General features: G+C 45.5%; 5 protein-coding genes. 2 read left to right on the forward strand and 3 right to left on the reverse strand.

The window, feature by feature from the left end:
* Positions 1-72 precede the first annotated feature (72 nt).
* Entirely contained in the window at positions 73-699 is a 627-nt protein-coding gene (clpP, locus tag PL85_RS10675; protein WP_010317461.1) for an ATP-dependent Clp endopeptidase proteolytic subunit ClpP, read from the reverse strand.
* 105 nt (positions 700-804) lie between these two features.
* Positions 805-2106 carry a trigger factor gene (gene tig, locus PL85_RS10680; protein ID WP_013857186.1) on the reverse strand — a complete coding sequence of 434 codons (1302 nt, stop codon included), beginning with the start codon at positions 2104-2106 and terminating at the stop codon, positions 805-807.
* Between the two features lie 581 nt (positions 2107-2687).
* Here tig and PL85_RS10690 point away from each other — a divergent pair.
* Positions 2688-4460 carry an ATP-binding protein gene (locus PL85_RS10690; protein ID WP_115339673.1) on the forward strand — a complete coding sequence of 591 codons (1773 nt, stop codon included), beginning with the start codon at positions 2688-2690 and terminating at the stop codon, positions 4458-4460.
* Between the two features lie 49 nt (positions 4461-4509).
* A complete protein-coding gene (locus tag PL85_RS10695; protein WP_115339672.1) occupies positions 4510-5850 on the forward strand; it encodes a sigma-54-dependent transcriptional regulator in 1341 nt (446 codons plus the stop codon).
* Between the two features lie 49 nt (positions 5851-5899).
* Here the strand turns inward: PL85_RS10695 and PL85_RS10700 are convergent.
* Positions 5900-7159, reverse strand: a 1260-nt coding sequence (locus PL85_RS10700; protein WP_215809351.1) for a TRAP transporter large permease, incomplete at its 5' end; no start/stop codon positions are given.

The raw sequence follows: 7159 nt of genomic DNA on the forward strand, positions 1-7159 counted from the left end.
TTAGCCTTTACTTTTAATCGTCTGAGTGTAACTCAAATTACGCCAAAATGCGTTAAACAATTCTGAGAACTGTTATTCGCCGCGGTGACGCAAGACTGCATCGACTAAACCGTATTCCACAGCTTGGTCAGCAGACATAAAGTTATCACGGTCGGTATCACGCTCGATAACTTCAAGCGGTTGGCCTGTATGCTCAGCAAGCAATTTGTTGAGTTTTTGCTTGATGGTAAGGATCTCTTGAGCATGGATCTGGATATCCGAAGCTTGCCCTTGGAAACCACCTAACGGCTGATGAATCATCACGCGTGAGTTAGGCAACACATAACGTTTCCCCGGAGCGCCACCAGCCAATAGGAATGCTCCCATTGAACAAGCTTGGCCCATACAAACAGTGCTAACATTCGGCTTGATGAACTGCATGGTGTCATAAATTGACATACCAGCAGTCACACTACCTCCTGGCGAGTTGATGTAGAGGAAAATATCTTTATCAGGGTTTTCCGATTCTAAAAACAACAGCTGCGCTACAACAAGGTTAGCCATGTGATCTTCAACTTGACCCGTTAAGAAAATCACTCGTTCTTTGAGTAGGCGAGAATAAATATCGTATGAGCGCTCACCGCGGGAAGTCTGCTCAACCACCATGGGTACTAGCGCGTCAAAAATTGGCGACATTGCGTTTTTTTCTTGGTAGCTCATATTGTTATGTCCCTAAAATAAATGGCCCGAATGATGGGTATCACACGGACCATTGTTAGCAGAATAGTTAACCTGTAGTCAACCACCTACGCTACATATTGCTTATTAAGCAGGTTGCTGGTTCATTAGCTCATTGAAGCTAACAGCCTTTTCAGAAACCTGTGCTTTAGCAATGATCGCGTCGATTGCTTGCTCTTCTAGAGCAAGGTTACGCATGTTGTTCATCATTTGCTGATTTTGAGAATAGTATGCCATTACTTCAGCTGGATCTTCGTACGCTGTTGCCATCTCTTCGATCAATGCTTTCACTTTATCTTCGTCAGCTTTTAGCTCTTCAGACTTGATCACTTCACCAAGAAGTAGGCCAACCACTACGCGACGTTTTGCTTGTTCTTCGAACAATTCACGTGGTAGTTGAGCGGCCGCTTCTGGGTTACCGCCAAAGCGTTGTGCAGCTTGTTGACGCAGTACGTCGATCTCTTGATCGATCAGTGCAGAAGGAACATTGATATCGTTCTCTTTTACTAGACCTTCAATCGCTTGCTCTTTAATGCGGTTTTTTACTGCTTGCTTAAGTTCACGTTCCATATTCTTGCGAACTTCAGCTTTCAGCGCTTCAACGCCACCTTCAGCGACACCGAATTTGGCAACGAACTCGTCGTTTAACTCTGGTAATTCACGCACTTCAACTTTGTTGATTTTAATTGCGAATTTCGCCGCTTTACCTTTTAGATTTTCCGCGTGGTAATCTTCAGGGAAGTTAACGTCGATTTCAAATTCCATACCTTTGGTTTTGCCAACGATACCGTCTTCAAAACCAGGGATCATGCGACCTGCACCCATTTCTAGAGGGAAGTTTTCAGCTTTACCGCCTTCAAACTCAACGCCATCAATAGAACCAACGAAATCGATCGTCGCGCGCGAACCCGCTTCCGCAGCTGCGTCTACTTCTTTCCACGTTGCTTGTTGCTTGCGTAACGTTTCTAGCATCTCAGCAACGTCTTCTTCCTTCACTTCAACCGCTGGTTTTTCAACAGTGATGTTTTCTAGACCTTTTAACTCAACTTCTGGATATACTTCAAAAGTTGCATTGAAAACAAGGTCTTGGCCTTCTTCGATAGAAACTGGTGCGAATGTTGGTGCGCCTGCTGGGTTGATTTTCTCTTTTACGATAGCTTCAATGAAGTGGCGTTGCATCACTTCGCCCATGACGTCTTGACGTACCGCTTTACCGTACATTTGCGCAACCATTTTCAAAGGCACTTTGCCTTTGCGGAAACCATCGAAACGACGATTCTTAGCGATATTGCGTAGCTCTTTTGTAACTGCATCTTCGATGTTAGCAGCAGGAACAGTAATATTCAGACGGCGCTCTAGGCCTTCTAGCGTTTCAACAGTAACTTGCATTATTTATAAACCTCAAAACTGGCCCAGTATTTCTGAGCAATATGAGCCGCAACTTAGGCGATGCCTTGTGCTTGGCTGCATCCTTGTGTTGTGCTCTATCCGAACACTTATATTAAAACCAGCATCAACATTGGCCAAAAGACCCAATATTGGACTAATAAGCGATATCTTTAGAGACTCTAATGCATCACAAAAGGTATCTCTGATTAGTCTCAGGACAGAAAATTTAGACGCGACATTCTACCGACCAGAATCAGTGCTGTCGAGCCAATCACCGCAGAGAGATGATTCCGTACCCTAAATTGCTTTCTAAGTGCTAAAAATTCCACCAACGTGAAAAAGCACAGTTTTGAAATGGGGACAATAAAGGCTTTTTCAAGGGAATCGAGGCTTTTTTTACCCCAAAAGCGTAAAAAGAGATCTTGCTCCTGTTTTGCACCCCACAATTGCGCTCTTTTTAAACATCACCCAAAGGAAAACCAGTAGAATTATGAGTCAATGCTGGGAGCATTATCACTTGCAAAAATGGATATCTCTCGCAAAAGAACCGCCCTTGTCGCGCCGCTGAACATGGAGAAAGGATGCTACATATTCGCCGAGTAAACCTTATTTTTGTAACGTTATTCCTTTTGTCTACCGCGGCTGGGGCGCATTTTGTTTGGCGGCACAACTACCAAAGTTTATTGATTGAACATCAAGCTCAGCTAGAGCGATTCTCTAGCCACATCACCACAAAACTTGATAAATATGCACATATCCCAAGATTGCTAGCCAAAGATAAAGAACTCATTGACGCTTTACACAGCCCCAGCAATAGCGCCCAAATTGAAATCACTAATCGCTATTTAGAACAGGTCAATGAAGTGATTCAAGCCGCTGACACCTACCTCATCGACCAATATGGCAACACGATCGCAGCAAGTAACTGGCACCTCACTCATTCATTTATTGGCCGAAACTTCGCTTGGCGGCCTTACTTTAAAACGGCCATAACTGGACAAGAGAGCCAATATTTTGCGTTAGGATCAACATCGGGGCAACGAGGATATTACTACTCCTACCCTATCGTTTATGCCGCGGATGTCATTGGCGTAGTGGTAGTGAAGATGGATCTTTCCGCGATTGAGGAAAACTGGCAGAGCAAACAAAGCTATTTTGTCGCCACCGACAACAACAACATTATTTTCATGTCCAGCCAACCGGAGTGGCTGTTTAAAAGTGTTGCCATGCTGAGCGAAAGCGATCGAATTGCGGTTCAAAATAGCCGCCAATATCTTGATACCTCTATTCGCTCACTCGGATTGATCGGCGATTTCAATGCATCCGTTGCCGAATGGGAAAATCCTTATCAAACTTGGATTAAAGGCGATTTCATCGTTTCAACCAAACCGCTGCCCAGTATCGGGCTCAACATTCGGGTTTTATCGCCCAAAATAAACATTTTCTGGGATAGCTTTGGATTTACTCTGATCAACAGCATGCTGTTTGCCATCGTCTACTTAGGGCTATTACTGGTTCATCACCGCCAAATCGAACAGTTACAGTCTGAAGCAAAACAAAAATTAGAGTTTCTGGTGATGGAGCGAACCTCTGCACTGCACGCGGAAATTGCGGAGCGAAGTAAAACAGAGAGCATGTTACGCCAAACTCAAGATGAATTGATCCAAGCTGCGAAACTGGCTGTGCTTGGTCAAATGTCCGCCAGTATTAGTCACGAGCTGAATAATCCACTGGCCGCTATCCGCAGTTTTGCCGACAATGGGCGGCGTTTTTTAGCCAATGGTAAGCCGGAACGGACCGATGACAACTTGACTCGCATTTCAGCGCTCACCGAACGCATGGCTAAAATCAGTGAACAGCTCAAATCGTTTGCGCGAAAAAGTAACACCGATGAGAAAGTGAACGCGCAATTATTACCGATTATTTTGTCGACAAAAGAGTTGATGCAACCGCAATTTAAATCGAATTTGATTCAGTTTGAAATGGAATTACCCGCGATGGATCTTTGGGTGCGTGTCAATCCAATCCAACTAGAACAAGTCTTGATTAACTTGCTAACCAACGCGATGCAGGCCCTTGAAGAACAACATCAAAAATGCGTTCGTTTGAGCACTGAGTGCAAGGCCTCTCAAATGTTGATCCATATTGATGATAACGGCCCGGGAATTACACAAGAAAAAATAGCCCATCTTTTCGAACCGTTTTTCACCACGAAAAAAAATGGCTTAGGCTTAGGCTTGTCGATTTCACAGCAGATAATACAAAGCATGGACGGTGAGTTAACGATGACCAGTTCACCGCAGTGTGGGGCGCGATTTTCAGTCTCTCTACCGATCGTTACGCCAAGCGTGTGATTTACAGACAAAGTATGGTTTAAAGATAAAAAGCAGTTAAGGACAACCAATGTGTGATGTATTTTTTATCGATGATGAGGCGGATATCCGTATCGCCATTGCGCAAAGTTTCGAGCTCGCCGACCTCACAGCGCGGTTATTTTCCAGTGCGGAAGAAGCCTTACTGGCGGCCAAAGCCGACGGGCTGCCTCTTGTGGTGGTGAGTGATATTTGCTTACCTGGCCTCAGCGGCCAGAGCTTACTCAACTCGATTCATCATCAAGATGCTGAGGTCCCTGTTATTTTGATCACAGGACATGGCGATATTTCGATGGCCGTACAAGCGATGCACGATGGCGCATACGATTTTATCGAAAAACCTTTTGTTACTGAACGCTTGATAGAAACCATCCACCGCGCGATAGAAAAACGCCACTTAACGTTAGAAAATCAACAGCTAAAACGCAGCTTAAAAGCGAGCCAAACTCTTGGACCACGCATTATCGGTAATACTGGCAACATACAAGCGTTAAGGGACACCATCACTCATGTCGCCGACACTCAGGCTGACATTCTACTGTTTGGCGAAACTGGCACAGGAAAGGAGCTGGTTGCTCGCTCGTTACATGAGCAGAGTTCTCGCCGCGAGCTCAATTTCGTCGCACTGAACTGCGGCGCAGTGCCTGAGAACTTGATAGAAAGTGAACTTTACGGCCATGAAAAAGGCGCCTTTACTGGCGCAGAAACCAAACGCATTGGCAAATTTGAACATGCACAAGGCGGCACCTTATTTCTGGACGAGATTGAATCAATGCCAATGCAGGCACAAATTCGTTTATTACGCGTATTGCAAGAAAGAGTCATTGAACGTGTCGGGTCCAACACCTTGATTCCTCTTGATATTCGAGTCATCGCCGCAACAAAAGTCGATTTAAAGCAAGCAGCTCAAGCAGGCACCTTTCGTCAAGATCTCTACTATCGCTTAAACATTGTCACATTAGATATTCCACCACTTCGCCAACGTAAAGAGGATATTCCTGCGCTTTTCCATCACTTTTTGTTAGTGGCCGCGGCTCGTTACGGTAAAGCGGCAACCGCACTCTCTCAACCTGAAATGCAGTGCTTAATCAGCCATGACTGGCCGGGAAACGTGCGCGAACTACGCAACGCCGCAGAGCGCTATGTGCTATTGGGGAAACTGGCTCAGTTAGGCGACAGCGAGCCATCACAAAAATTACCCACCCATTTAGTCGAACAAGTGGCCGAATTTGAAAAATCAGTGATTGAACAAGCATTGATTGAGTGTGGTGGGCGTATCAATGAAACAATGGAAAGACTCAACGTACCGCGTAAAACTTTGTACGACAAAATGCAGCGTTACGGATTAGACAAAGAGCTCTATAAAATATAGAGCTCTAATAACATGCCGCAGCCATAGAAATTTCAGGTCAGCATTTTGGTTACTTAGTGATGATTTCCGGCCCCATTAAGGTGGTTGGTAACCAAGTGGAAATCCAAGGCACGTAGGTCACAATCATCAAAAATAGGAACATAATCGCCACCCACGGTAGCGCCGCTTTCACCACATTCATCATCGACATTTTGGCTACCCCTGCGGTGACAAACAAGTTTAACCCGACGGGCGGTGTGATCATCCCTATTTCCATGTTCACCACCATCATGATCCCAAGGTGAATGGGGTCAATACCGAGTGCGATGGCGATGGGGAAGACCAATGGAGCAACAATGATCAGCAGCCCTGATGGCTCCATAAACTGACCACCAAGTAGCAGTAATATGTTGACTACAATCAAGAATGTTATAGGCCCGAGACCGGCGGAAAGCATCGATTCGGCAATAATTTGCGGAATGCGCTCTTCGGTCAGAACATGTTTCAATATCAATGCATTGGCGATAATAAACAGCAGCATGATGGTCAGTTTGCCTGCATCAAACAAAGTCGCTTGCGTATCTTTATGGAAAAAGGCTTGCACGATTTTGACCAAGGCAGGTTTGGTATTTTCTTTGTCGGCGAACGGCCCCATATCTTTGTAAACAAAATTGGCAATCAAGAAAGCGTATACCGCTGCCACCGCAGCCGCTTCGGTTGGCGTAAAGATACCACCGTAAATCCCGCCGAGAATGATCACCACCAGCAACAAACCCCAGCTGGCATCTTTGGCGGCGAAGATCGCTTCTTTCCAACCCACAAAAGGTTGTTTCGGCAGGTTTTTAATTCGTGCAAAAATGTAGATAGCAACAATCAGCATCAAACCCGCTAATAAACCTGGGATCACACCACCTAAAAACATGCGCCCTACCGATACATCGGTCGCGGCTGCGTACACGACCATCACAATCGAAGGTGGGATCAAGATGCCCAATGTGCCAGCATTACAAATAACCCCAGCGGCAAACTCTTTGCTGTAGCCATTTTTGACCATTCCAGCAATAACAATACTGCCGATCGCCACCACTGTCGCCGGTGAAGAACCTGACAGCGCCGCAAACATCATACAGGCCACTACCGAAGCAATCGCAAGCCCTCCCCGAAACCAACCCACCATAGCGATAGCGAAACGGATAATGCGTTTTGCCACACCTCCGGTTGACATAAAGCTGGAAGCCAAAATAAAAAATGGAATCGCAAGCAAAGTGTAATGGCCTTCAAAAGCGTTAAACAAGGTTTGAGCCACTGACGCTAAAGAAGTATCGGAGTG

Origin of the sequence: Vibrio anguillarum (assembly GCF_001989995.2) — a bacterium.
Taxonomy (GTDB): Bacteria; Pseudomonadota; Gammaproteobacteria; order Enterobacterales; family Vibrionaceae; genus Vibrio; species Vibrio anguillarum.

Coding starts and splice junctions, on each gene's coding strand:
- clpP (WP_010317461.1), bottom strand. CDS start 699: ATGAGCTACCAAGAAAAAAACGCAATGTCGCCAATTTTTGACGCGCTA.
- tig (WP_013857186.1), bottom strand. CDS start 2,106: ATGCAAGTTACTGTTGAAACGCTAGAAGGCCTAGAGCGCCGTCTGAAT.
- PL85_RS10690 (WP_115339673.1), top strand. CDS start 2,688: ATGCTACATATTCGCCGAGTAAACCTTATTTTTGTAACGTTATTCCTT.
- PL85_RS10695 (WP_115339672.1), top strand. CDS start 4,510: ATGTGTGATGTATTTTTTATCGATGATGAGGCGGATATCCGTATCGCC.